29 protein-coding genes are annotated in these 24,116 nt (G+C 29.5%); all 29 read left to right on the plus strand.

The features are described from left to right. Positions 1-437 (plus strand): flagellar hook-length control protein FliK (locus L21TH_RS11155; protein ID WP_034429977.1); only part of this gene is annotated, 437 nt, incomplete at its 5' end. An 11-nt stretch (positions 438-448) separates the two neighbouring features. Then, positions 449-922, plus strand: coding sequence for a flagellar hook assembly protein FlgD (locus L21TH_RS13870; protein WP_006316219.1), 474 nt, complete (start codon positions 449-451; stop codon positions 920-922). A gap of 4 nt (positions 923-926) precedes the next feature. Continuing rightward, positions 927-1,313 (plus strand): TIGR02530 family flagellar biosynthesis protein, encoded by a 387-nt coding sequence (locus L21TH_RS11165; RefSeq protein WP_006316220.1) that lies wholly within the window; start codon positions 927-929, stop codon positions 1,311-1,313. Between the two features lie 79 nt (positions 1,314-1,392). Next, complete coding sequence (locus L21TH_RS11170) at positions 1,393-2,727, plus strand: flagellar hook protein FlgE (RefSeq protein WP_006316221.1); 1,335 nt, start codon at positions 1,393-1,395, stop codon at positions 2,725-2,727. Between the two features lie 53 nt (positions 2,728-2,780). Continuing rightward, positions 2,781-2,990 carry a flagellar FlbD family protein gene (locus L21TH_RS11175; protein ID WP_034429979.1) on the plus strand — a complete coding sequence of 70 codons (210 nt, stop codon included), beginning with the start codon at positions 2,781-2,783 and terminating at the stop codon, positions 2,988-2,990. Further along, the gene (locus tag L21TH_RS11180) at positions 2,987-3,784 is read left to right on the plus strand and encodes a flagellar motor protein (RefSeq protein WP_423219140.1); all 798 of its coding nucleotides are present in this window, start codon (positions 2,987-2,989) and stop codon (positions 3,782-3,784) included. Before L21TH_RS11175 ends, L21TH_RS11180 begins: the two co-directional genes overlap by 4 nt. Beyond that, entirely contained in the window at positions 3,784-4,542 is a 759-nt protein-coding gene (locus L21TH_RS11185; RefSeq protein ID WP_006316224.1) for an OmpA/MotB family protein, read from the plus strand. Before L21TH_RS11180 ends, L21TH_RS11185 begins: the two co-directional genes overlap by 1 nt. Positions 4,543-4,558: 16 nt before the next feature. After that, positions 4,559-4,969 (plus strand): flagellar basal body-associated FliL family protein, encoded by a 411-nt coding sequence (locus L21TH_RS11190; RefSeq protein ID WP_006316225.1) that lies wholly within the window; start codon positions 4,559-4,561, stop codon positions 4,967-4,969. Between the two features lie 15 nt (positions 4,970-4,984). After that, positions 4,985-5,983, plus strand: coding sequence for a flagellar motor switch protein FliM (fliM, locus tag L21TH_RS11195; protein ID WP_006316235.1), 999 nt, complete (start codon positions 4,985-4,987; stop codon positions 5,981-5,983). Further along, positions 5,958-7,175, plus strand: a complete 1,218-nt coding sequence (gene fliY, locus L21TH_RS11200; RefSeq protein WP_242826524.1) for a flagellar motor switch phosphatase FliY — start codon at positions 5,958-5,960, stop codon at positions 7,173-7,175. Before fliM ends, fliY begins: the two co-directional genes overlap by 26 nt. 14 nt (positions 7,176-7,189) lie before the next feature. Then, positions 7,190-7,552, plus strand: a complete 363-nt coding sequence (locus L21TH_RS11205; protein WP_006316238.1) for a response regulator — start codon at positions 7,190-7,192, stop codon at positions 7,550-7,552. Positions 7,553-7,573: 21 nt separating this feature from the next. Continuing rightward, positions 7,574-8,161: a flagellar biosynthetic protein FliO gene (locus L21TH_RS11210; RefSeq protein ID WP_006316240.1), complete on the plus strand. Its 588-nt coding sequence runs from the start codon at positions 7,574-7,576 to the stop codon at positions 8,159-8,161. Further along, positions 8,154-8,885 carry a flagellar type III secretion system pore protein FliP gene (gene fliP, locus L21TH_RS11215; RefSeq protein WP_006316242.1) on the plus strand — a complete coding sequence of 244 codons (732 nt, stop codon included), beginning with the start codon at positions 8,154-8,156 and terminating at the stop codon, positions 8,883-8,885. The genes L21TH_RS11210 and fliP overlap by 8 nt, the downstream gene beginning before the upstream one ends. 16 nt (positions 8,886-8,901) lie before the next feature. Beyond that, positions 8,902-9,168, plus strand: coding sequence for a flagellar biosynthesis protein FliQ (gene fliQ, locus L21TH_RS11220; RefSeq protein WP_006316244.1), 267 nt, complete (start codon positions 8,902-8,904; stop codon positions 9,166-9,168). 16 nt (positions 9,169-9,184) lie between these two features. Further along, positions 9,185-9,958, plus strand: a complete 774-nt coding sequence (gene fliR / locus L21TH_RS11225) for a flagellar biosynthetic protein FliR (protein ID WP_006316259.1) — start codon at positions 9,185-9,187, stop codon at positions 9,956-9,958. A gap of 16 nt (positions 9,959-9,974) precedes the next feature. Then, positions 9,975-11,060, plus strand: a complete 1,086-nt coding sequence (gene flhB / locus L21TH_RS11230; RefSeq protein ID WP_006316260.1) for a flagellar biosynthesis protein FlhB — start codon at positions 9,975-9,977, stop codon at positions 11,058-11,060. A gap of 14 nt (positions 11,061-11,074) precedes the next feature. After that, positions 11,075-13,108 (plus strand): flagellar biosynthesis protein FlhA, encoded by a 2,034-nt coding sequence (flhA, locus tag L21TH_RS11235; RefSeq protein ID WP_006316262.1) that lies wholly within the window; start codon positions 11,075-11,077, stop codon positions 13,106-13,108. Further along, positions 13,108-14,274, plus strand: coding sequence for a flagellar biosynthesis GTPase FlhF (gene flhF / locus L21TH_RS11240; RefSeq protein ID WP_006316263.1), 1,167 nt, complete (start codon positions 13,108-13,110; stop codon positions 14,272-14,274). The genes flhA and flhF overlap by 1 nt, the downstream gene beginning before the upstream one ends. A 4-nt stretch (positions 14,275-14,278) precedes the next feature. Beyond that, positions 14,279-15,178, plus strand: a complete 900-nt coding sequence (locus L21TH_RS11245; protein ID WP_006316264.1) for a MinD/ParA family protein — start codon at positions 14,279-14,281, stop codon at positions 15,176-15,178. 2 nt (positions 15,179-15,180) lie between these two features. Continuing rightward, a complete protein-coding gene (locus L21TH_RS11250; protein WP_006316265.1) occupies positions 15,181-15,849 on the plus strand; it encodes a flagellar brake protein in 669 nt (222 codons plus the stop codon). A 1-nt stretch (position 15,850) separates the two neighbouring features. Next, on the plus strand, positions 15,851-16,897 hold the full coding sequence (locus tag L21TH_RS11255) for a protein-glutamate methylesterase/protein-glutamine glutaminase (RefSeq protein WP_006316266.1): 1,047 nt from the start codon (positions 15,851-15,853) through the stop codon (positions 16,895-16,897). Between the two features lies 1 nt (position 16,898). Beyond that, on the plus strand, positions 16,899-18,953 hold the full coding sequence (locus tag L21TH_RS11260; protein ID WP_006316267.1) for a chemotaxis protein CheA: 2,055 nt from the start codon (positions 16,899-16,901) through the stop codon (positions 18,951-18,953). A 19-nt stretch (positions 18,954-18,972) separates the two neighbouring features. Further along, the gene (locus L21TH_RS11265; protein WP_006316268.1) at positions 18,973-19,437 is read left to right on the plus strand and encodes a chemotaxis protein CheW; all 465 of its coding nucleotides are present in this window, start codon (positions 18,973-18,975) and stop codon (positions 19,435-19,437) included. Beyond that, a complete protein-coding gene (locus L21TH_RS11270; RefSeq protein WP_006316269.1) occupies positions 19,427-20,053 on the plus strand; it encodes a chemotaxis protein CheC in 627 nt (208 codons plus the stop codon). The genes L21TH_RS11265 and L21TH_RS11270 overlap by 11 nt, the downstream gene beginning before the upstream one ends. Next, the gene (locus L21TH_RS11275; RefSeq protein ID WP_006316270.1) at positions 20,043-20,525 is read left to right on the plus strand and encodes a chemotaxis protein CheD; all 483 of its coding nucleotides are present in this window, start codon (positions 20,043-20,045) and stop codon (positions 20,523-20,525) included. The genes L21TH_RS11270 and L21TH_RS11275 overlap by 11 nt, the downstream gene beginning before the upstream one ends. A gap of 98 nt (positions 20,526-20,623) precedes the next feature. After that, the gene (locus L21TH_RS11280; RefSeq protein ID WP_006316271.1) at positions 20,624-21,358 is read left to right on the plus strand and encodes a FliA/WhiG family RNA polymerase sigma factor; all 735 of its coding nucleotides are present in this window, start codon (positions 20,624-20,626) and stop codon (positions 21,356-21,358) included. Between the two features lie 28 nt (positions 21,359-21,386). Continuing rightward, positions 21,387-23,171: a FapA family protein gene (locus tag L21TH_RS11285; RefSeq protein WP_006316273.1), complete on the plus strand. Its 1,785-nt coding sequence runs from the start codon at positions 21,387-21,389 to the stop codon at positions 23,169-23,171. Between the two features lie 25 nt (positions 23,172-23,196). Beyond that, complete coding sequence (locus L21TH_RS11290; RefSeq protein ID WP_006316275.1) at positions 23,197-23,520, plus strand: hypothetical protein; 324 nt, start codon at positions 23,197-23,199, stop codon at positions 23,518-23,520. A 12-nt stretch (positions 23,521-23,532) separates the two neighbouring features. Then, the gene (locus tag L21TH_RS11295; protein ID WP_006316277.1) at positions 23,533-24,000 is read left to right on the plus strand and encodes a DUF6115 domain-containing protein; all 468 of its coding nucleotides are present in this window, start codon (positions 23,533-23,535) and stop codon (positions 23,998-24,000) included. The last annotated feature ends 116 nt before the right edge of the window (positions 24,001-24,116 follow it).

Raw genomic sequence — 24,116 nt, forward strand, 5'->3', positions numbered from 1 at the left:
TGAATAAGGATAATATATTAAGTCAAATAGTTGAAAAAACTAGTATGAGGATAAATGGAAAACAGTCAGAGATAAAAATTAAACTAAAACCAGATATTTTAGGAGAGATGTCATTAAAAATTATAGCAGAAAAAGGTATAGTAACTGCAAAAGCAATGGTTGAAAGTTATCAAGTTAAGGAACTGATTGAATCAAATTTAGACCAATTAAAGGATGAGCTTAATGAACAGGGAATTGATATACAAGAGTTTGAGGTTTCAGTAGGAAAGGATTCGAATTTTGAAGAAAGGGCATACAGCAGTTGGAGACAAGCACAAATAAAAAAAGGAAAATTTAATAATATTAAGAATACTGATGATACATTAGAAGCTATTGAAACTATGGACAAGCTTAACCCTTATTTGGCGGTAGAAGGTAGTATTGATTTAATGGCATAGGAGGTATAGTTTTGAGTGTAGATGGCGTAAACAATAATCAAATCTGGTATACTTTTGATGAAACAACTAAAAAAACAGAAAATAAAGAGAAAATATCAGCTTCCAATGGGATGGGAAAAGATGCATTTTTAAACCTCTTAGTATCCCAGTTAAAGAATCAAGACCCATTAAATCCAATGGAAGACAAAGAGTTTATTGCTCAAATGGCCCAATTCACAACTTTAGAGCAAATACAAGAACTAAATACTAGTTTACAAAAATCTCAGTTACAAATTAAAGAAGCTATAGAAGAATTAAATAGTAATTATAAGGCTAATCAAAAAGATATAATAAATGAACTTTCATCAATGAATAAAGCTATACAAGCATATGAACAAAAGATTAATGAAACATCAATTAATCAACAGTCAATAACTGAAGAAATTAAAGAAATAAAAGAAATTATAAAGGGGTATGTTAAGGAGAGTCAATCAAAAACGGAGTGATTTCATGAATGAATTTAACATTAAAAGGATTAATAATAAAATCAAAAATGACTTTATTAAAAAAAGACAGATAGAATATATAAACAATGGTAATAAAAGCTTTGAAGAGATATTACAAAGAGTAAAGTCTAATGAAAACAAGGTAAAATTTTCAAAACATGCAATAGAAAGAATGAATTCTAGAAAAATTAATCTAACAAATGAAGAAATAAAGAAGTTAGAGAGTGCTGTGAAAAAAGCAGAAGAAAAGGGAGTAAAGGAAGCATTAATATTAATGAATGATACAGCATTTGTGACTAGCATTAAAAATAGAACAGTTATAACTACCGCTACATCAGAACAGTTAAAAGAAAATGTATTTACTAATATAGACGGAGCTGTAGTAATATAGCTGGACCTTTTAAGGAGGCTATTTGTATCTGACTGACTGAGGATACATACAGTTCTATATTTAAAGGAGGTCATTTACTATGATGAGATCAATGTATTCAGGAGTATCTGGATTGAGAGTACACCAAACTAAAATGGATGTAATAGGTAATAACATTGCTAATGTTAATACAGTAGGTTATAAAAAAGGACAAGTTACTTTTCAAGAAGCCTTAAGTCAGGTAATAAGAGGTGCAGGTGCGCCGCAAGGAGGTAAAGGGGGGACTAACCCACAGCAATTAGGTTTAGGTCTTAAATTAGGAGCAATAAATACAGTACATACAAAGGGTGCCACACAAAGAACAGACAATCCAACAGACTTAATGATAGATGGTGAAGGATTCTTTATAGTATCAGATGATAAAAATGCTGAAAATAGATATTACACAAGAGCTGGGAATTTTACTTTTGATGTAGATGGTAACTTGGTAACTGCTGATGGATATAGATTATTAGGAAAGTTTATAGGAGATTCAAGGTATGCAGATGCATTAGGTATTGATTCATCTAAAGATTTAGATGGTATAAAGTTAAATAAGTCAATTGTTGCTCCAGCAACGGCTTCATGTCAAGTAGAATTAAGAGGAAATTTAGATTCATCAACTGCAGATGGTGATACATATACAACAGATACTATTGTCAAGGATAGTTTAGGTAATTCTTATAAGGTTGAGATTGTATTTGAAAAGACTGCAACAAGTGATGAGTGGCAAGTAAGTGGTACAGGTGTAACTGTAACTGATGTATCAACTAATCAACCTGTTAGTGGTATTAGTTTATCAACAGATCCTGTCCCCCTAAAATTTACTGCTGATGGGAAATTAGATATTGGTTCTTCAGAAGAAATTATAGATATAGATTTTAGTGGTGCAAACATAGGAGGTACACCTTTATCTACATATTTTGGTAAAGGAACTGATGAATTAACTATAGACTTTTCAAAACTTACACAATTTGCGAATGAAAGTGACGCTAAAGCATTTGATGTAGAAGTTGATGGACAAATTGGTAGGTCATCAGGTTCATTAACAGGTTTTACAATAGATGCATCAGGTAAAGTAATTGCAAGCTTTTCTAACGGTATGAAAGAAGAATTATGGCAGATTAAATTAGCTAAGTTTGATAATTCTGCTGGATTAGAGAAAATGGGAAGCAATCTATTTACAAACACGCCTAACTCAGGAGAACCTCAAATAGGTATGCCTGGTAATAGTGGATTAGGAGCAATAAACCCTGGTACATTAGAGATGTCAAATGTGGATTTATCAATGGAATTTACAGAAATGATTGTTACACAAAGAGGTTTCCAAGCTAATTCTAGGGTAATTACAACAACTGATGAAATGCTACAAGAGTTGACTAACTTGAAAAGATAATAAAAACCCCAGGTTTAACCTGGGGGACATAAATCAATAAAGTAGGGATAAATGTGATAAAGGTAACACGAATGAATGGAAAAAGTTTTATAATTAATTCAGATTTAATTGAGAAGGTAGAGGAAACGCCAGATACAGTTATTACTCTAACAAATGATAAGAAAATAGTTGTAAAGGAATCTGGTGCTGATATTGTAGATAAAGTAATAGAATATAAAAGAAAAATTCAAAGAAGTATAGCATGTAGTGTAGAAACGGAGTGATAAATTTGGATTTAGCTACGCTTATAGGACTTATCAGTGGTTTTTTGTTTATTATAATAGGAGTATCCACTGGTTCAGGTAATGTAATGTCATTTTTACATCCAGCATCTATACTTATTGTTTTAGGAGGAACTATAGCTGCTACTTTTGTTAGTTTTCCGATAAAAAAAGTATTAAGTACTTTTAAAGTAGTAAAAAATGTGTTTGTTAATAAAACTTTTTCGCCTAATGAGATTATCCAACAGATAATACGATTGGCAAATGTAGCAAGAAAAGAAGGACTATTGGCTCTTGAAGAAGCTGCTGAAGATATAGATGATGAGTTTTTAAAAAAAGGTATATTATTAATAGTAGATGGTACAGACCCTGAACTTGTTAGAAATATATTAGAGACGGAGTTAGCATTTCTCGAAGAAAGGCATAGTCAGGGACAAGGTATTTTTGAAGCTATGGGAACTTATTCACCAGCTTTTGGTATGATAGGTACCCTTATAGGTCTTATAAGTATGTTAAGAGATATTTCAGATACCTCATCTATTGGACCTAATATGTCTACTGCTTTAATAACAACATTTTATGGTACATTATTTGCGAACTTGATTTTCTTACCTATATCAAACAAACTGAAAGGAAAAAGTAAAGAGGAGATTATTCTAAAGGAATTAATGGTTGAAGGACTATTGTCTATACAAGCTGGAGAAAACCCTAGAATAATTGAAGAAAAATTAAAGACTTTCTTAGCACCAGATGTTAGAAAGACATTAAATAATGAACCTGAAAGAGAGGAAGCATAATGAAAAGAGTGAGAAGAAGACAATCGAATGCTCAACGAAGAGGCGCACCAGAATACATGACGACTTATGGAGATATGGTAACTTTATTATTATGCTTTTTTGTACTGTTATTTGCTTTCTCTGAGGTAGATGCCCAAAAGTTTCAAGCTATTATAAAATCATTTCAAGGGTCATTAGGAGTATTAGAAGGTGGTAAAACGATAGATAGTGCACCTTATGTAGACTTAGATGATTTACCAGAAGATTTAGCTACTTTAGAGGAAAAGGAAGCAGAAGACTTTAGAAAATTAAAAGCAATTATAGAAGAATATGCCAAGGAAAAAGGATTAGAAACGAAGGTTTTAGCTAAAATAGAAGAAAGAGGTTTGGTTATTAGAATTTTAGATAACGTGTTTTTTGATTCAGGAAAAGCAGTGATTAAGAAAAATGCTAAAGAAATTTTAGCGTATATAGGAGAAGTATTAAAAAAGGAAGAGTTTAAAGATAAGCATATTAAAATTGAGGGTCATACCGATAATGACCCAATTATAAGCTCAAATAAATTTCCTACAAATTGGGAATTATCGGCTATAAGAGCAACAAATGTTTTAAGATTTTTAGTAGAGGATATAGGGATAGAAGAAAATAGAATATCTTCTGCAGGATATAGCTATTACAGACCAATTGTACCAAATGATACATCAGAAAATAAGGCTAAAAATAGAAGAGTTGATGTAGTTATTTTGAAATCAACCTATGCTCAATGGGAACCAAACTAAAAAAGGGGAAATTGCTATGGATAAGAAAAAAATTGTTTTAATATCTATAATTTCTTTTGTAGTTACTGTTACACTTATCGGTAGTGTATTAGGATATATTTATTTAAATGATTCTGATTCTAAAGAAGAGAAAAAGCTGACATATGTTTTAGGGGATTTAACAACTAATTTGAAAGATAGCGATAGGATTTTATTATGTAATATAGTGATTGAAGTGAAAGATAAAAGGTTATTAGAAGCTTTTGAAGAAAAGAAATTTATAATTAATACTGAAATAAATAAAATAATTAGAAGTAAAAATGAGAAGGATATAGAAGGTAGCCAAGGTATGATGAATTTGCAAAAGGAGATAAAGGACAGGCTAGCTGAAATCTTTGAAACTAAAAATATATCAAATGTATATTTTAACAAGTTAATTGTACAGTAGAAGGAGGGCTCTATATTGTCTGAGGTTTTATCGCAAAGTGAAATTGACGCCCTGCTAAAAGCGTTAGATTCAGGAGAAGTAGATGCTCAAGAAATTAAAGAAGATAGTAATGAAAGAAAAGTTAAAAAATATGATTTTAGAAATCCTCAAAAAATTGCAAAAGAACAATTGAGGACTTTAGAAATTATTCATGAAAATTATAGTAGGTTATTACAGACATTTTTATCTGGTTATTTAAGAGCACCAGTAAAAATTAGTGTATTAACTGTTGACCAATATGCTTACAGTGAATTCAGTAACTCAATTTCAAATCCAGCTTTTTTATCAATTGTTAAATTTAAACCTTTAAACGGTGAAATAATTGTAGACATGTCACCTAAAACAGCATTCGCTGCAATTGATAGGCTATTAGGTGGGGATGGAGAGAATGTAGATGAAATAAGAACATTTACAGAGATAGAATTAACGTTACTAAAGAGAATGATGAATAAGGTATTAGATTTGCTTAAGCAGGCATGGGAAAATGTAATTGAGTTAAATCCTATATTAGAAAAGATAGAAACAAATTCACAATTTGCCCAAATAATATCACCTACGGAGACGGTAGCTTTAGTAACGATGAATATTAGTATAGGTAAGATTGAAGGTATGATAAATTTATGTATACCTCATTTAACAATTGAACCTATTTTAAATAAATTAAGTACTAAGTTTTGGTTTTCTAATAAAAACAATGACCATGATGATGAAAACACTAAATTATTAGAAAAGAACATAAAAAATACATTAATTACAATGAAAGCACAGTTAGGTTCTACAAAGTTAACTGTTAGAGAGATACTAGATTTAGAAGTTGGTGATGTTATTAAATTAAATGAAAAACAAGGTGACGAAGTAAAAATATTAGTCAAATCGAATCCTAAATTTCACGGTATACCTGGAGTGAAAAATAAAAAAATGTCAGTTAAGATAACAAGAGTCGTAAAGGATGGTGAAGAAACAGATGACCAGTGAAATGTTATCTCAAGAAGAAATAGATGCATTATTAAAGGGTGACCTTAATAATACAGATGACGAACCAGTTGATAATAATACGTCTCATGCATACTACGAGGATGACTTAGTCGTATTAGATGAAACTGAAAAAGATGCTTTAGGTGAAATAGGGAATATAAGCATGGGAACAGCTGCAACAACCTTATTTACATTATTAAATCAGAAAGTTACAATAACAACGCCAGAAGTTGAGGTTGTAAAAGTTGAAGATTTAGGTAAGCTTTATAAAATACCTTTTGTAGCTGTTGATGTGAAATACAAATTAGGTTTAACAGGTACCAATTTACTAATTTTAAAAGTTGATGATGTAAAAGTTATAACTGACTTGATGATGGGGGGAGATGGGACAAACATAGATAGAGAATTAAATGAAATGGATTTAAGTGCTATCAGTGAAGCTATGAACCAAATGGTAGGCTCATCTTGTACCTCATTATCTGAAATGTTTGGAGAAAAGATAGATATAGAACCACCTAATGCATTTGAAATAAATTTTGTACAGGATAATAAAGCTATAGATATACTTAACTATGATGATTCGGTAGTTAAAGTATCTTTTAGAATGATAGTAGGAGATTTAATTGATAGTCAAATAATGCAACTAATTCCATTAAATTTTGCAAAAAAGATGGTAAATAAAATATTAAATATTGATGAAAAAGATAATGAATTAGAAAATAAAGTTGATAATGTTATAGAACAATCAAAAAATCAAAATGACGATGTTGAATTATATACACAAAGTGATGTAAAATTAGAAGAGGGAGTAAATGAGGCTGCTGCATCAATTACGACTAACCAAAATACTGAAAAGGCCAAGCCACAATCTAAACCAGTGAATGTGAAAAAAGTACAATTTCAAGCTTTTGATGAAACTGAGAACAATACTTATAATGAAAGTATTGATTTAATTAGTGAAGTTCCTATTGAAATTACTGTTCAATTAGGTAAAACTGTAAAAAAGATAAGTGAAATTTTAGAATATGGTCCAGGAACTATTATAGAGTTAGACAAGCTTGTAGGTGAACCATTAGACATTCTTGCAAATGGAAAGTATATTGCAAAAGGAGAAGTAGTCGTTATTGATGACAATTTTGGAATTAGAATTACAGATATTATTAAACCATCTAAACGAGTTACAAAATTATAAAGGGAGGAATATTTATGGCAAATAGGATATTAATAGTAGACGATGCTGCTTTTATGAGAATGATGATTAAAGATATTTTGACTAAAAATGGATATGAGGTTGTAGGAGAAGCTGATAATGGAGCTAAAGCTATTGAAAAATATAAGGAGTTAAATCCAGACTTAGTAATTATGGACATTACTATGCCTGAAGTCGATGGAATACAAGCAGTTAAAGAAATCAAGAAGATTAACAGCGATGCAAAAATAGTTATGTGCTCAGCTATGGGACAGCAAGCTATGGTTATTGAATCTATTCAAGCTGGAGCTAAAGATTTTATAGTTAAGCCTTTCCAAGCAGACAGAGTAATAGAGGCAGTAAAGAAAGTGTTGGGATGATAAATATTTAGGATGATAATAATGAGTAAAAAAAGATTGAGAAATATAAATGTAAATGTATTTACATTTATATTTGTTTATATGTTAAGAATAGAAGTATTTGCATATCAAAGTAGTAAGATTAATGATTTTACTCAATTCAAATTAGATAGTATGTTAAAGTTAGTATTTTATTTAATAGCTTTTTTTGCTGTATTGTTTTTATCTTATTTCACTTCTAAGGTTATTGGTAAAAAATCAAGTACAATGATAAAAAGTAAAAACATTAGTATAATCGATTCAATGTCGATTGGAAGAAATAGTAGAATTATGATAGTTAAAATCTTAAATTCTCTATATATAGTTGCTGTTAATGAAAATCAAACTACGGTACTTGATAAAATTGACGACAATCAAATAATCGAAAATATAGAAAATATCGTCAGCAAAGACATGGTAAATGGAAATTATTTAAAGAATATTTCTGATTTATTTAAAAATAATAAAAGTTCTCGTATAAACAATATGATTATTAATAAAAAATTAAATAATATCAACCAAAAGTTGAAAAATATAAGAAATTACAATAATATAGACCTTCCTATAGATGAGGATGAGGAAGATGAATAGAATAATTAAAGCAGTATTTATGGCAATTGTGCTGTCCATAATAGTATCAGGTACTGCATATGGACAGCCAGATTTATCTATCAACATGGATGCAGATAACTATAGCTCAGTAATTCAAATAATGGTACTACTAACTGTGCTAACTTTGGCACCAGCTATTTTAATAATGATGACTAGTTTTACTAGGATTATAATAGTGTTATCTTTTATCAGAAATGCTTTAGGAACTCAACAAACACCACCGAATCAAGTATTAATAGGTTTGGCCTTGTTTTTGACATTTTTTATAATGGCTCCAATAGCTACAGAAATAAATAATCAAGCTATACAGCCGTATTTGGAAAACGAATTGGACGAGCAGTTGGCATTAAAAAGGGCGTTACAACCTATTAGAGAATTCATGTTTAAGCAAACAAAAGGTAAAGATTTAGCTCTATTTTTAGATATTGCAGAAGTGGAGAATGGACAAAAGTTAGAAGACATACCTACTAGTGCTTTAATACCAGCTTTTATAATTAGTGAATTAAAGACAGCATTTAAGATAGGGTTTATGATATTCATACCTTTTCTAGTAATTGATATGGTTGTTGCAAGTACTTTGATGTCAATGGGAATGATGATGCTACCACCTGTTATGATTTCATTGCCTTTTAAAATATTATTGTTTATATTAGTTGATGGATGGAATGTGATAACAGAAGTGTTAGTTACCGGATTCAGATAGTTGAGGAGTGAAATAAATGAGTCAAGCTGACGTTATTAGTTTAGCTCAAGAAGCAATGATTACAGTATTAATGCTATCAGCACCTATGTTGGGCTTTGGGCTTTTAGTCGGTTTATTAGTAAGTATATTTCAAGCAACTACCCAAATACAGGAAGCTACTTTAGCATTTGTGCCCAAAATTGTGGCAGTTATTGTTGCTTTTATAGTTTTTGGACCATGGATTTTGAATGTAATAGTTGATTTTACTACAAGATTATTTAATAGTATTAATACATTTATTTAATTGTTAGGTGAAATTTATGGAAGGTATATATCAAGAAATATTAAACAAGTATCAAGTTTATTTATTAGTATTTGTAAGAGTAGCAGGGATTTTTATTATATCACCTATTTTTAGTAGAAGAAATATACCCAAGCTATTAAAGATAGGATTTACGTTTTTATTATCAGTAATTGTATTTAATCTTATTGAAATAGATACAGTTAATTATAATGACTCTCAACTAATATTTTTGATAATTAAAGAAGCATTAGTAGGGGGAATCATAGGTTTTGTAGCATATTTATTTTTTACTGTTTTATATTTATCAGGACAGATTATTGATATGCAAATTGGATTTGGGATGGTTAATGTGCTAGACCCTCAGCATAATATACAGATACCTATAACTGGTAATTTTCTTTATATAGTAGCTATATTAGTTTTCTTATTAACAAATGGACATCTTGTACTTATAGAAGCTTTAATTTCATCCTTCAAAGTTTTACCTATAGGTAATTTCACATTAAGCAGTGTAATTTCTGCACATATAGTAAGAATATTATCTGAAGTATTTATTATAGCCTTTAAAGTTAGTAGTCCTCTTTTAGCAACGATATTTATAACTAATATTATGTTAGGTATATTAGCAAGGACAGTTCCTCAAATGAATGTTTTTGTAGTAGGAATGCCATTAAAAATTATTATAGGGCTTGCTACAATGATAATAACTATGCCTATTTATATATTAGCTCTTCAGCACATATTTGATAATATGTATGAGGAGATTTTTAATTTAATAAAGGCAATTTAAAAAGGATGAAACAATAATGGAGTATTTAAGGATAGATATACAGCTTTTTGCAGATGAAGAAAAGACTGAAAAACCAACGCCCAAAAAAAGAAAAGAAGCTAGAGAAAAGGGACAAATAGCTCAAAGTAGAGAAGTTAATTCTGCATTTGTGTTATTGTTTGTGTTCATAGGAATGAAGATATTTGGTAGTTACATGTTTGAAAATTTAATTAAGTATACTAATAAAGTTTTTACTTACTATACGAGTATAGGAGACATATATAATTATAAGGGAATTCAAAAAATATTTAAAGAATTACTATTAGTTGTAGCTAAGACAGTAGCGCCTATTGTTTTAATAGCTTTGTCTATAGGATTAGCTGCGAGCTATGCACAGGTAGGTTTTTTATTTACTACAAAAACACTTGAGGTGAAATTAAATAGGTTAAATCCTATAGAGGGATTTAAAAGGATATTATCAAAAAGAGCATTAGTAGAACTATTAAAATCAATTATAAAAATTTTTGTTATAGCTTATATAATATATGCTTATGTAGTAAATCATATAGGAGCTGTAAAGAATCTTTTTAGTATGAAGATAGAAGGTATCGTTAAATTTATAGCTGACATTTCCTTTCACATAGGAATTAGGGCGGGAATTGTACTTGCAATTCTAGCTATTTTAGACTATGGCTATCAAAGATGGGAAAACGAAAAAAATCTAAAGATGAGTAAGAAAGAGGTAAAAGAAGAGCATAAGCAGACTGAGGGTGACCCTCAAATAAAATCGAAAATCAAGGAAAAGCAGAGACAAATGGCTATGAGTAGAATGATGGAAGAAGTACCTAACGCTGACGTTATTATTACTAACCCTACTCATTACGCCATAGCTTTAAAGTATGATACAACTGTTTATGATGCACCATATGTAGTTGCTAAAGGAAAAGATTTAATTGCTCAAAATATAAAAAAAGCTGCCAAAGAAGCATCGGTTCCTATAGTTGAAGACAAGTTGTTAGCTAGAACATTGTACAAATCAGTTGACATTGGAGAAATGATACCTGAGGAATTATATCAATCAGTGGCAGAAATATTAGCATATGTATATAGTTTACAGCAATAAAGGTAGGGATACAAATGAAGTTTGGAGATATTATTATAGCATTATGCATTATAGGGATAATTTTAATAATTATAATACCAATACCAAAATTTACTTTGGATATTTTGTTGAGTTTAAATATTTCATTTGCACTTTTGATACTTCTTATTTCGATGTATACTCAAGATGCTTTACAATTCTCTATTTTCCCTTCATTACTTCTAATAACAACTCTTTATCGATTATCACTCAATATTTCAACGACTAGACATATACTTTCTGATGGAGATGCAGGTAATGTTATTAGAGCGTTCGGTAATTTTGTTATTCAAGGAAATCCAATTATAGGTTTTATTATATTTCTAATAATCGTAATAATTCAGTTTCTTGTAATTACTAAAGGTGCAGAAAGAGTTGCGGAAGTAGCAGCAAGATTTACATTGGATGCTATGCCAGGTAAGCAAATGGCAATTGACGCTGATTTAAACTCTGGTTTGATTACCGAGCAAGAAGCAAGAGAAAGAAGAGAAGAAATACAAAAAGCAGCTGATTTTTATGGAGCAATGGATGGTGCGAGTAAATTCGTTAAAGGAGATGCAATAGCAGGGATTATTATAACTATTATTAATATAATAGCAGGTTTTATAATCGGTATGGTAACAAAAGACTTAACATTAAATCAAGCCCTTCAACAATATACTTTACTTACAGTAGGAGATGGTTTGGTAAGTCAAATACCAGCTTTATTAGTATCAACTGCTACAGGTATAGTTGTAACAAGGGCTGCATCAGATTCGAACTTAGGACAAGATGTTATCAAACAAATGTTTAGCTATCATCCTAAATTAATGTTTATTATTAGCGGAGTATTAGCTTTATTAGGTATAGGGACACCGTTACCCATTATACCATATGTTGGACTAGCAATAACCTTTAGTGCAACTGGTTATATGATGTATTCTAACGTACAAAAAGATAGTGAAGAAGAAGAACAAGAAGCTGAACAAACAGATGTCGAAGAAATTAGAAAACCAGAGAATGTAAAATCTTTACTTAAAGTAGAGGATATAGAATTAGAATTTGGTTACGGCATAATACCATTAGCAGACGTTAATCAAGGTGGAGATTTGCTAGATAGAATAGTAATGATAAGAAGACAAATAGCTTTAGAATTAGGTGTTATTGTACCAATGGTAAGATTAAGGGACAATATTCAACTTAGTCCTAATGAATATGTTATTAAAATCAAAGGAGTAGAAGTTTCAAAGGGTGAGTTATTATTTGACCATTATTTAGCGATGAACCCAGGTACAGCTCAAGAAAATATTGAAGGAATTGATACGGTTGAACCAGCATTTGGGTTACCAGCAAAATGGATAACAGAAGAACAAAGAGATAAAGCTGAAATTTTGGGCTATACAGTTGTAGATCCACCTTCGGTTATAGCAACTCATTTAACAGAGATTATTAAAAGAAATGCTCATGAATTATTAGGTAGACAAGAGGTTAAAGAATTAATTGATAATGTAAAAGAAGAGAGACCTGCTTTAGTTGAAGAAGTGGTACCTAAGATATTTACTATAGGTGAAGTTCAAAAGGTTTTAGCTAATCTTCTAAAAGAAAATATATCAATTAGAGATATGGTTACAATATTAGAAACATTAGCGGATTATGCAGATGTTACAAGGGATACGGATATGTTAACAGAATATGTTAGACAAAAACTATCTAGGTATATAACTAAAAAGTATGTTGAAGGTAACAGTATAAGAGTAATAACTTTAGATGGGACATTAGAACAGTTAATTATGGACTCAATAAAGCAAATTGAAGCGGGTTCATATCTTTCTATGCCACCTGACAGAGTCCAAAGTATATTAAGTAGTTTATCAGAAAATGTTGAAAAATTTACTTCTATAGGAGAACAACCTATAGTTTTAACTGCCCCCATAGTAAGGATTTATTTTAAAAGATTAACTGAACAGATAGCTAAAGATTTAGTTGTGCTTTCCTATAACGAAATTGAACCCAATATAGAAGTTCAATCTGTAGGGATGGTGAAAATATAATGAAAATTAGACGTTATATAGGAAATAGTAATAAAGAAGTTATGGATAAGTTAAGAAAAGAACTTGGTTCTGATGCTGTAATATTGCATACTAGGAAAATTAAGAAACCAGGTATTTTAGGGTTATTTAAAAGACAATTAATTGAAGTTGTAGCAGCACTTGATGACAGTGAAAATGGATTGAAAAAACAGGCTTATAAAAAGGAGTATAATAATAATTTAGGTTTTAGTGAAATAAATCAAAATAGTTTATTTAAGACTAGATCTAACATGAAAAATGAGAATACTGAAGATAAAAATAATGAGGTTAATGAGGAAATTAAAAAGCTTAGAGTGCTAATGGAAGATTTTATAAAAAATACAGATGATAAAAACAGTGAGGAAAGATTGTCACCAGAATTAAAAAGGTATTTAGATAATTTAATTAATAATGGGGTGGAAGAGAAAGTAGCTTTTAATATATTAAATAAAATTGATAAACACATGAATATAAAGGCACTAGACCAAGAAAAAACCAAAAATGTTGTTAAAAAAAGCATTATCAATTATATTGGAGAACCTAAACAGATTGAGCTTGATGGAAGTCAAAAGGTTGTATTTTTTGTTGGTCCTACTGGTGTAGGAAAGACTACGACTTTAGCTAAAATTGCAGCTAACTTTACAATACAAAATAAAGATAAAGTCGGGCTTATAACAGCTGACACTTATAGAATTGCAGCGGTTGAACAATTAAAAACATACAGTGAAATATTAGATATTCCTTTAAAAATTATTTATGAAACAGAGGAAATTTATGAAGCTTTGTCGAATTTAAGTGATAAAGAGTTGATTTTAGTTGATACTGCAGGCCGAAGTCATAAAAATCAACATCAAATCAACGAACTTACTGAATTAATTAATTCTGTTAACAATAAAGAGATTTTTTTAGTTCTTAGTGCTAGTACAGATTGGAAAACAGTAAAGTCTATAATTGAAAATTATAACTTTTTAGAGGATTACAAGATTATATTTACGAAATTAGATGAAACAGAGGATTTAGGAATTATATTAAACTCTCAGTATTATTACAAAAAATCTTTATCATATTTCACAGTAGGACAAAATGTACCAGAAGACATAAGAGTTGCCGATGTAAAACTGTTAACTAAGCAGTTGATAGGGGAGTAATAATATGAAAGATCAAGCTGAACAATTAAGAAAAATAATGAGTAAATTAAAAAAAGAAAATAAAAACTATAGTAGTAGAAAAAAAAATCGTAAGACGAGAGTAATTGCTATAACGAGTGGAAAAGGAGGAGTAGGCAAGACGAATTTTACAGTTAATTTAGCAGTGTCGTTAAGTAACTTAGGTAATAAAGTAGTAGTTTTTGATGCTGATATAGGATTAGCAAACGTAGATGTTTTGTTTGGGATTATGCCTAAATTTACAATAGCAGATTTATTACATGAAAACAAAAATATATGGGACATTATAGTAGACGGTCCTAATAATATTAAGGTTATATCTGGAGGCTCGGGATTAAAGGATTTATTAGAGATTACAGAAACACAATTGGCAAAACTGGTAAAAGAATTGAATCAGCTACAGGAGTTTGCTGATTATATATTAATTGATACAGGAGCTGGATTATCGAGTACAGTTTTAAGCTTTGTCAATTCAGCTGACGAGGTTATCATAGTAACCACTCCTGAACCAACATCTCTTACGGATGCCTATGCAATGATTAAAACTTTAGCTATAAAAGGAAAGCACAAAGAGTTAAATTTAGTTATAAATGGTGTGAAAAATAGAATTGAAGCAGAACAGGTATATAGTAGACTGAATAAAGTTGTAGATAAGTTTTTGAAAATTGATATAAATAATTTGGGTTATGTTTTAAAAGCAAAGATAGTTTCGGAATCAGTTATACAACAAACTCCATTCACCATAATGTATCCGAATTCAAAGGTAAGTAAAAAGGTTAATCAAATAGCATTAGATATAGCAGGTAAAAAAGATAAAAACAAATATGATTTTAGAGATTTTCTTGACAGATTTACAAGCATTTTTAGTAAGGGAGGTTACATGTAAACATGATTATTGGTGAATCGGATTTTTTATCAGTTGGAGATAAAATTCAGATACGAAAAAAGGAAGAAGGAATTAATAGAGAGTATACATGTCAAATACTGGACAAATTAGATGATGTTCAATATTTAATTAGTGGACCAATGTATAAAAATGGCTTAGTTCCAATAGATAATGGTACAAAAATAGAAGTGAGATACTATATACAGAATAAAGGAAGATTTTATTTTAATGCTATAGTTAAAGAACGTATTCTAGAAAATATTTATAAGTTACATATCGAGAGAACTAGTGAAGTTAATAGATTACAGCAAAGGAACTATTTTAGGTTACCTTTAAATATAAAAATGTTAAAAAAATTTACTCCTTTAAATGACAAAATTGAAAATGATATAGAGGAGCATTGTATTACCCAGGATATTAGTGGTGGTGGTATTAGATGTTTATGTAACTATAAACATGAAATAGGGGATATAGTAACTTGTGATTTTCTTGAAGAGTTGAAAGCTAGTGGTGTTGAATGTGAAGTCATAAGAATAGAGCCTGCTAATAATAAGGAGTATAAGTATTCTATTGGAATGAGATTTACTGATATTAGTAAAAATAAAAGAGAATCAATAATAAAATTTATTTTTGAAGAACAAAGAAAATTAAGAAAAAAGGGTTTGATATAATATGTCCATTAAAGTATTTGTTGTTGATGACTCGGCTTTTATGAGAAAAATTATTAGTGATATTTTAGAGCAAGACAAAGATATTGAAATTTTAGATACTGCACGTAATGGAAAAGATGCATTAGAAAAGCTGAAGGCACTCAAGCCAGATATAATTACACTTGACATTGAAATGCCCATAATGAATGGAATTGAATGCTTAGAATCTATAATGAAAGAACATAAAGTACCAGTAGTAATGTTAAGTAGTTTAACAACATCAGGGGCTGAAGCTACAATTAAAGCATTAGAATTAGGGGCTGTTGATTTTATTACAAAACCTGATAGCGTATTTGATATGAGCAATAATGAGAAGAAACAAGAACTAACAAAAAAAATAAAGACAGCAGCTAAAGTAAAAAGGCCTAAGACAGTATTTAACAACATTGGAGAAAGTTACAGTATGAATACTGTAACTAAAAAGAATTATTCTTATTCAACATTAGTTGCTATAGGAACATCTACAGGAGGGCCAAAAGCTTTACAAGCTATAATACCTTATATACATAAAGATATTAATGGAAGTATACTAGTTGTACAGCATATGCCTCCTGGATTCACAAAATCATTAGCAAAACGATTAAATAGTCTTTCGAAAATTAATGTTAAAGAAGCTGAAGATGGCGAAAAAGTTCTAAAAGGATATTGTTATATTGCTCCTGGAGGATTCCATATGGAAGTTAAAGAAAAGAGAAGTGGAGATTTGTATATTGAACTAAATAAAAATGAACCAGTAACTGGACATAGACCTTCAGTAGATGTAATGATGGATAGTGTATCTAAGATAAGTACAATGAATAAAATGGGAATTATTTTAACGGGAATGGGGGCTGATGGAGCTACCGGTATAAAAAAAATCAAAGAGAATAGAGGATATACAATAGCTCAAGATGAGAATTCATGTGTAGTCTTTGGTATGCCTAAATCAGCTATTAAAAATAATGCAATAGATAACATATTACCTTTGAATAAGATTGCTACTGAAATAGTAAATAAAGTGGGGTGTTAAAATGGATATGAATCAATATTTAGAAATTTTTATTGTTGAAGCAAAAGAACATTTAGAAAATTTAAATGAAAATTTGTTAAGTTTAGAGAAGGACCCTGATAATAAAGACTTATTAAATGAAATTTTCAGAGCTTCACATACCTTAAAAGGTATGGCTGGAACGATGGGTTTCATGAAAATTAAAGACTTGACACATGAAATGGAGAACTTATTACATGCATTGAGAAACGACAAATTTAAAGTAAACTCAGAAATTGTAGATATATTATTTGAAGCATTAGATACATTGGAAGATTATATTAACTATGTTAGTGAAAGTGGCGAAGAAGGTGACTTAGACAGCAGCAAACTAGTAAAAAACATTAATGAGTTGATAGAAAATAATGGAGAACTTGCTGTAACAGTTGAACAAGCTCAAATACAGAAAGAAGCTGAAAATAGGGACAAGCAGCCGGTTTTTATAGATCATAATCAGTATGTTATTAATCTTTTAAAAAAAGCAAAGAAAAGAGGACTTAATGCATTTGATATTACCATAACATTAAAGAAAAATTGCATGCTTAAATCAGCAAGAGCGTTTATAGTGTTTAAAACTTTAGAAAAAAATGCAGAGATAGTACAGTCAAATCCTTCAGTAGAAGATATAGAAGACGAAAAATTTGATAATACATTTTCAGTTACAATAGTTACTAAAGCAGATGAAGCGAACATGAAGAAAGATATAATGTTAGTATCTGAAATAGAAAGTGTTCAAATTAGTGAAGTTAATCTTGAAGATGAAATTAGTAATGAAAGTAAAATAACTGATGAATCTGATAGTAATCATATTGCAGAAAAAACCTTGAATGTAAAAAAAGATGATATTATAAAAAAGCAAAAAAACAAAAGAAAGGAATCTAGAAGATTAGGAAAAACAGTAAGAGTAGACATAGATAGATTGGATAATTTGATGAACTTGGTAAGTGAACTTATAATAATAAAAACGAGAATGGAAGATGCTAGTGGTGACCTAGAAAAGAAAGGTAATATGAATGAAGCAATTGAATATCTAGAGAGAATAACTACAAGTTTACATGACGCAGTTATGAAAGTTAGAATGGTTCCGATAGAAAGAGTATTTAATAGATTTCCAAGAATGGTTAGAGATTTATCTAAAGAGTTAGGAAAAGAAATAAATCTTGAGATGTCAGGAGAAGAAACAGAAGTAGATAGAACTGTTATAGATGAAATAGGAGACCCTTTAATACATTTAATTAGAAATTCTATCGACCATGGTATAGAAAGTCCTGAAGAAAGAATAAAGGCAGGTAAAAATAAAGCTGGTGTAGTTAAATTATGTGCGTATCCTGACGGTAATAATGTAGTTATAGAGGTAGAAGATGATGGGGACGGAATAGATATTGAGAAAGTAAGACAAAAGGGAATAGCCAAAGGTTTAGTAGATGAGGAAAAAGCATATACTTTATCAGATGATGAAGTAATAGATTTATTATTTAATGCTGGATTTAGCACAGCAGATAATATAACCGATATTTCAGGAAGAGGTGTAGGTCTAGATGTAGTAAAAACTAAAATAGAGTCAATTGGTGGTAATGTAGAAGTAGAAACTGAAAGAGGAAAGGGTACTAAATTTACAATTAGATTACCATTGACCTTAGCGATTATACAAGCACTATTGGTTAAGTTAGAAAATGAAACTTTCGCAATCCCTTTAAGTTCGATTAAAGAGATAAGTCCAATCATGAGTAAAGATATCAGAAAAGTACAGGGGCAGGAAATAATTTTATTTAGAAATAAAACTTTACCTATTATTAGATTAAATGAATTATTAGGATTAAATTCAAATACAGAAAATCAAAAAGAAGAACTTATAACAGTTATTGTTAAAAAAGGAGATAAAGAAGCAGGATTAATCATAGATGATTTAATAGGACAGCAAGAAATAGTAATAAAATCACTAGGTAAGTATTTAAATGGCATTAAATATTTAGCTGGAGCTACTATACTAGGTAATGGTGAAATTTCATTAATATTAGATATAAACTCTTTATTTTAAATTGGTGAGGTGATTAGTTTTGAACCAGATTAATAGAACTCAAGAAAATCAATACGTTGCTTTTAAATTGAAAGATGAGTATTATGGGTTAGATATATATAGTGTGAAATCTATTGAAAGAATAAGTTCTTTTACTAGAGTACCTAATGCACCTGATTATGTTAAGGGTGTAATGAACTTAAGGGGTGAAGTAGTTCCTGTAATCGATTTAAGAATTAGACTTGGAATTGACTCAAAAGAAATAGATAAGGAATCTAGAATAGTTATAGTTAATTATGATGAAAGTGTTGTTGGATTATTAGTAGATGCATCATCTGAGGTTATACGTATAGAAGAAAATGAAATAGACCATGTGCCAACAATGGGAGACAGCTATACAAAGAATTATATAAGTGGTATAGGTAAAAAGGATGGAAGATTGATTATGATACTAGATTTAGAAAAGGTGTTAGAATTTAAAGGTAGGATAAAAAATGAAAGTTAGTATTGATAATCTTAACTCAATGTTATTAGATGTTCTAAAAGAATTAGGTAACATAGGAGCAGGTAATGCAGCTACAGCTTTAGCTAAAATGATAAATAAAAAAGTAGATATGAAAGTACCAAAAATAAAAATTTTGGACTTTAAAGACGTACCAGATATTCTAGGAGGCGAAGAAAAGCCAGTAGTAGGAATATATTTCCAAATGAACGGTGATATAAAGGGGAATATTATGTTGGTGTTAGATGTAGGTTCTGCGAGGAATTTAGTTGATATTATGTTTAATACCCGAACAAATAGAGAAAAGTTTGATGAAATGGAGTTATCAGCTTTATCAGAAGTGGGAAATATTTTATCTGCATCATATGTTAATTCATTAAGTACATTAATAAATTTAGATTTAAAAATCTCAGTACCATCAATATCTATTGATATGGCAGGAGCTATTTTAAGCGTGCCAGCGGTACAATTTGGACAAGTAGGTGACAAAGTATTATTTATCGAAACTGAATTTCAAGAGGATGAAAAGCAAGTTTTAGGAGATTTATTCTTAATTCCTAACATGGAATCATTTGAAACGATATTAAAGCAATTAGGAGTTATAGAAAATGAAGGTTAAGAAGATAGGAATGGCTGATTTAGGAGCGCTTAAAGCACCTGGTATACTGACAACTTTAGGATTGGGTTCATGTGTAGGGATAGCATTATATGATACTGTAAACCAAATAGCAGGTTTGGCACATATTATGTTGCCGTCTAGTAAAGAAATAAGGAATAATAAAAATAAAGCTAAATTTGCTGATACTGCCATTGATATTTTGGTAGATGAGATGATAAAACTAGGTGCTAAGAAGAATAATATAAGAGCAAAGATTGCAGGTGGCTCTCAAATGTTCTCGTTTAATATAAAGAATGATATTTTAAAAATAGGTGAAAGAAACGTTGAAGCAACAAAAAAGAAACTTAGGGACTTGAATATAGAAATAGTAGCTGAGGATACAGGTGGTAACTATGGAAGAACAATAGAATTAGATGCTAAAGACGGTTCATTGTGTGTAAAGACGATAGGACATGGTTCTAAAGTGATTTAGAGCAATATGTAATCATATATGGAGCAATTAACAAAGTTATGTAAGTGGAAAATATAGTGAAAATACAGTAGAATTAAACCTTTCAGGGGGCATAATTAATGAATATAAAGGATTTGTGGTTGAAATATAAAGAAACTGAAGATAACTACTACAAGCAAGAGTTGATTAAGAAATATATTCATTTAGTCAAGATTGTTGCAGGCAGATTATACAACTATCATGGGGGAAATGTAGATTATGACGATTTATTAGGATATGGCGTATTTGGTCTAATAGATGCTATTGAAAAATTTGATATAAATAGAAATTTAAAATTTGAAACATATGCACAAATAAGAATAAGAGGAACTATAATTGACAATTTGAGAAAATTGGACTGGGTACCAAGATCATTACGAAAGAAGTCAAGAGAATTTGAAGAGGCAATAAATAAATTAGAAAATAAATTAGGAAGAACAGCTACTAAGGAGGAAATTGCCTCTGAATTAAACGTAGATAAGAAAGAAGTAGAAAACGTACTTACAGAAATATCTACTTTTAATATAATATCACTTGAAGAATTATTAAGTATAAAAGGAGATAGTGTATTAGAAAAAAACACAGAAAATACCCCAGACAAAGCATATTTGGAAAAGGAAATGATTTACATCTTAAAAAAATCTATAGATGAGTTACCATACAAGGAAAAGATGGTTATCTCATTGTATTATTACAACGAATTGACGTATAAAGAAATTGGAAAGGTTTTAGGGTTGTCTGAATCTAGAATATCGCAAATCCATAGTAAAGCTATTATATTATTAAAAAACAAAATAAAAAAAGTAGGTATATAGGGTTATTAAGTACTTAGGGGGGATGGTTATGACCCAGCAGTTTATTGAACTAGAAGGCAAGTATTTAGATAACTTAATTCAAGAGGGACTTAAAAAGCTTAATAAAGGAAGAGATGAAGTAGATATACAAATTGAAGAAAAAAAATCTATATTTAGAATAACAAATAAATATAAAGTTAGAATAGCAGTTAAAGATAAAGGAGAGTTAGATGAAATAGGAAACAATAAAATAGGTACGAACACGTATTACTATATCGATTATAGGGAAGATGGTGTGTATTTAACTGTAAACTATAATGATGTTCTAAATAAAGTAACAATAGAAGAAATTAGGCGTAGACTCAATAGAAAAGGAGTAAAAGATTATGATATAGAGTTAGTTACAAAAGCGGTAGAAAAAGGGAATGGAGAACCTATAAAAATTGCTCCTTTTCAGGAAGAGAATATGATAGACGCTGAATTAAAGGTTATAATTTCAGAGGATAAGATGAAGGGCTATTGTGTATTAATACCTCCTGATGGAGGGAAGGATTTAACTTATGACAAGGCAATTGAACTTGTAAAAGATAAAATTAAATACGGAATTAATGAATCAATTTTAAGAAAATTGATTGACAATAAAGAATATAATAAAAAAGTAGTTATAGCAAGGGGTGTACAACCTGTCAATGGCAAAGACGGATATATAAAATATAAGTTTGATACTAATAAGAAAATAAACCTTAATGTCTTAGAGGATGGAAGTGTAGATTTTAGAAATTTAAATTTAATAAATAATGTAAGTAAAGGAGATATATTAGCTGAGTTAGTATTAGCTACTAAGGGAAGTTCTGGTATTACTGTAACGGGTGAAAAAATACCACAAAAACCCGGTAAAGACCAAATGGTGAAATATGGAAAAAATGTTGTACCTAGCGATGATTCAAAGAAATTAATATCATTAGTTGATGGTCAAGCTTATTTGGATGGAAATAAGGTTGTTGTAAATGAGATTTATGAAGTAAAAGGTGATGTAGATAATTCAACAGGAAATGTAAGCTTTAATGGTGTGGTAAAAGTGAGAGGTAATGTTAAAACTGGATTTAAAATAACCTCTAAAGATAATGTAGAAATCGAAGGGGTAGTTGAGGGAGCAGAAATCAGTAGTGAAAAAGATATAATTCTGAAAAAAGGAATTCATGGACACAATAAAGGTAAATTATGTGCTAATGGAAAAGTAATTGCTAAATATATAGAAAATAGCAAGGTAGAAAGTGATGATGATGTATGCTCAGAGGTTATAATGCATAGTGATATTAAAAGCTGTGGAATTATTAAGGCTACTTTAGGAAAAGGTTTGATCGTTGGAGGGGTATGCAGAGCAGAAAAAGAAATACATGCAAATATAATAGGTTCAGCTATGGAAACTAAAACAGTATTAGAAGTAGGAGTAAATCCAAAGCTAAAGAGAAGATATGAAGATTCAAAAAATCAATTGGATGAATTAAAAAATCAGATAGATAAATTAACAAAAACTATAAACTTATTGAAGAGATTATCAAAATCTGGTGGATTAACAAAAGAGAAGAAAGAATTGTTAATTAAATCTTTAAACGCACATAAAATCTTATCTAATAAAATTAAATTAATAAAGAAAAATATTGAAGATTTGGAAATGCAAATAGAGTTATTATCTAAAGGAAAAATTGTAGTTAAGAATATAATATATCCAGGTGTTAAAGTCATTATTGGCAATAGTGTTATGTTTATTAAAGATGAACTAAAGAAGTGTATTATTTATAATGAGAATAATGAAATAAAGATAAGTTATTAGTATTATTAACTAGGGGGATAATATTATGTCTATTAAGCCGATAGATATGCAGTTATCATTTTCAAAGGCGCAACAGGTTTCAAAGACTCAGCAAATACATGATAACACTCAAAAAGAGTTTATTATAAATCAAATCAATGATACAAATAAAAATATAAAAAGACAGCAGAAGCAGATTAATAAATCACAAAAAGGACATGAAAGCAAAATAAAAAGAGACAATGAGGAGAAAGGTAGAGGACGTAACAAAAAGAAAAGACGAAGGGAAAGAGAAAATAAAAAAAATAACTCTATAGATAAAAAGAAAATTAAAAAAACTATTGGGGGTAAATTAGACATAAAAGTTTAGAAGAGGTGAAATATGATAAACATAATATTATTTATCATAGGAGTTGTTTGTATCATAGTAACATTTATACTGTTAATAAAAGAAGGATACAAAGAAACAAATATGTATCAAGATATATTAAAAAAATATGAAGAAATAAAGCTGTATAATAATAATATTATTAACATTTTAGATTCTTTAGAAGAGATAGCAGATTCTTTAACAGAAAACAATAAGGATGATACTAAAATTAGTATTAAAGATTTAGAAATAAAAAACAACTCAAATAAACATAATACAGGTAATAAAAGTGAATTTAAAAAGATACTTAATACTGAGTTAAATAGTACACTTAAAAATAGTAAGACTTGTGAAAAAAACAATATTAAAGATAAAATACTAGAGCTTAAAAAAAGCGGATATGATAACAGTGAAATTGCAAAAAAATTAGGAAGAGGAAAAAGAGAAATTGATATTATATTAAAAATGAAGGATGATTAGATTGGTTAAACTATCATATAAGAGCTTTTTTTTAGGATTAGGGATTGGAATACTTTTGGTAAGCAGCATTAATATCCTTATAGATACTCAATACTTTAATTTAGATGAAACTACAT

It is taken from the genome of Caldisalinibacter kiritimatiensis (genome assembly GCF_000387765.1).
Lineage (GTDB): Bacteria > Bacillota > Clostridia > Tissierellales > Caldisalinibacteraceae > Caldisalinibacter > Caldisalinibacter kiritimatiensis.

Bases quoted from the DNA above. Each gene is read 5' to 3' on its own strand.
- flhF (WP_006316263.1), top strand. From the start codon at position 13,108: ATGAAAATTAGACGTTATATAGGAAATAGTAATAAAGAAGTTATGGAT.
- L21TH_RS11255 (WP_006316266.1), top strand. From the start codon at position 15,851: ATGTCCATTAAAGTATTTGTTGTTGATGACTCGGCTTTTATGAGAAAA.
- L21TH_RS11250 (WP_006316265.1), top strand. From the start codon at position 15,181: ATGATTATTGGTGAATCGGATTTTTTATCAGTTGGAGATAAAATTCAG.
- L21TH_RS11290 (WP_006316275.1), top strand. From the start codon at position 23,197: ATGTCTATTAAGCCGATAGATATGCAGTTATCATTTTCAAAGGCGCAA.
- flhB (WP_006316260.1), top strand. From the start codon at position 9,975: ATGGAGTATTTAAGGATAGATATACAGCTTTTTGCAGATGAAGAAAAG.
- L21TH_RS11205 (WP_006316238.1), top strand. From the start codon at position 7,190: ATGGCAAATAGGATATTAATAGTAGACGATGCTGCTTTTATGAGAATG.
- L21TH_RS11280 (WP_006316271.1), top strand. From the start codon at position 20,624: ATGAATATAAAGGATTTGTGGTTGAAATATAAAGAAACTGAAGATAAC.
- flhA (WP_006316262.1), top strand. From the start codon at position 11,075: ATGAAGTTTGGAGATATTATTATAGCATTATGCATTATAGGGATAATT.
- L21TH_RS11295 (WP_006316277.1), top strand. From the start codon at position 23,533: ATGATAAACATAATATTATTTATCATAGGAGTTGTTTGTATCATAGTA.
- fliY (WP_242826524.1), top strand. From the start codon at position 5,958: ATGGTGAAGAAACAGATGACCAGTGAAATGTTATCTCAAGAAGAAATA.
- fliQ (WP_006316244.1), top strand. From the start codon at position 8,902: ATGAGTCAAGCTGACGTTATTAGTTTAGCTCAAGAAGCAATGATTACA.
- L21TH_RS11165 (WP_006316220.1), top strand. From the start codon at position 927: ATGAATGAATTTAACATTAAAAGGATTAATAATAAAATCAAAAATGAC.
- L21TH_RS11270 (WP_006316269.1), top strand. From the start codon at position 19,427: ATGAAAGTTAGTATTGATAATCTTAACTCAATGTTATTAGATGTTCTA.
- L21TH_RS11190 (WP_006316225.1), top strand. From the start codon at position 4,559: ATGGATAAGAAAAAAATTGTTTTAATATCTATAATTTCTTTTGTAGTT.
- L21TH_RS11210 (WP_006316240.1), top strand. From the start codon at position 7,574: ATGAGTAAAAAAAGATTGAGAAATATAAATGTAAATGTATTTACATTT.
- L21TH_RS11170 (WP_006316221.1), top strand. From the start codon at position 1,393: ATGATGAGATCAATGTATTCAGGAGTATCTGGATTGAGAGTACACCAA.
- fliP (WP_006316242.1), top strand. From the start codon at position 8,154: ATGAATAGAATAATTAAAGCAGTATTTATGGCAATTGTGCTGTCCATA.
- L21TH_RS11245 (WP_006316264.1), top strand. From the start codon at position 14,279: ATGAAAGATCAAGCTGAACAATTAAGAAAAATAATGAGTAAATTAAAA.
- L21TH_RS11260 (WP_006316267.1), top strand. From the start codon at position 16,899: ATGGATATGAATCAATATTTAGAAATTTTTATTGTTGAAGCAAAAGAA.
- L21TH_RS11285 (WP_006316273.1), top strand. From the start codon at position 21,387: ATGACCCAGCAGTTTATTGAACTAGAAGGCAAGTATTTAGATAACTTA.
- fliR (WP_006316259.1), top strand. From the start codon at position 9,185: ATGGAAGGTATATATCAAGAAATATTAAACAAGTATCAAGTTTATTTA.
- L21TH_RS11185 (WP_006316224.1), top strand. From the start codon at position 3,784: ATGAAAAGAGTGAGAAGAAGACAATCGAATGCTCAACGAAGAGGCGCA.
- L21TH_RS11275 (WP_006316270.1), top strand. From the start codon at position 20,043: ATGAAGGTTAAGAAGATAGGAATGGCTGATTTAGGAGCGCTTAAAGCA.